The sequence below is a fragment of the Peribacillus sp. CSMR9 genome, from assembly GCF_033141925.1.
Lineage (GTDB): Bacteria > Bacillota > Bacilli > Bacillales > DSM-1321 > Peribacillus > Peribacillus simplex_A.
On sequence record NZ_JAOPHO010000201.1, the window covers coordinates 1 to 1,105 of the forward strand.

Below are 1,105 nucleotides of genomic sequence, written 5' to 3' on the forward strand. Positions count from 1 at the left end.
TTATCTAGAAGGAAAGAGCATAGGAAAACACTGTAGGTTTCAGAAGCTCCGAAAAGCAAATAAGCTAAAGCAGGTGTGAATCCTGCCGGTGAATATCCGTAGGGAAGCGTGTTCACTCCTAGCCTATGCTTATGAAAGGAGTGCGGGTTCGAATACCGTTAGAGGCTTTCTCCTCCTATTGCACAGTTTGTGTCAATTGCGATATAAAAACCCACCAAATTGGGAGCCCTTTTAATGAACTAACGCACCCGTTAGTTGAACAAGCACCTTCTCTTTTATTGGTATTTTCTTCGAACTGTGCGATAAAGGTTTTATGAATAAAACCTATCTTCTTGTAAAAAAATAAGATAATAATTAACAAGGAGACTTAATAATGAGAAAAACAGCTATATTATTTCTTATCCTTTTCATTTCGTACAATAGTGTTAGTGAAGCAAAAACCACAACAGAAACAATCCCTCAAAACCAACCACCTTCCATAATGGAATTAGCTTTTCTAAGATATCTGGGCGTAACCACCATACTTGAAATTATGGAAAAACACGGTGATTCCCAGCTATTCACTTTTAGTAGAATTGAAAAAATCACAAGAGATATTCAAAATGATTCATATGATGTGTCATTACGAGTAATTGGATTTGAAGGACCACTTAACCCACCCTATAAGTTAATTCGTATGACTATTCGTATACCGGGTGAGAAATATAGTAAATATAGTGTAATTTCCTATAAGCATCGGTATGTCACTGGTAAAGAATTTGATGAATTAACTAAATATACTGCTGATTAATTGTACTTCTTTTTGTCGCAATTTTCGTCTAATGTGACATTTATGAGTCAATTTTCTTGTTGAACTAAACTGCCCCGATAGTTGCATAAAAAAAAGCTGCCTTAAAGACAGATCTGATCTTCAGCTAACGCACCCGTTAGCATTCCTGTAGAGCATTAATTATCGGCTTTGAAAAAAACAGAGCTCCTCAGTATGATGAGAGTACACACAAACCAAAACTCATCTTAAGGAGGAAGCTCTACTATGAATTTTAAAATGCAAAACAAACAAAATCAACTAATTGAGAGAATTACGGATCAACATCTAGTTGTTGGT

Annotated in this window: 1 protein-coding gene; it reads left to right on the forward strand. The window is 35.6% G+C overall.

Going from position 1 to position 1,105, the window contains the following annotated elements; all coding sequences use genetic code 11:
* Positions 1 to 373 precede the first annotated feature (373 nt).
* Positions 374 to 790 (forward strand): hypothetical protein, encoded by a 417-nt coding sequence (locus N9I19_RS24885; protein WP_317779354.1) that lies wholly within the window; start codon positions 374 to 376, stop codon positions 788 to 790.
* Positions 791 to 1,105 lie beyond the last annotated feature (315 nt).

What these genes read in the sequence shown, in the direction of transcription:
- N9I19_RS24885 (WP_317779354.1), top strand. Translation starts at nt 374, where the DNA reads ATGAGAAAAACAGCTATATTATTTCTTATCCTTTTCATTTCGTACAAT.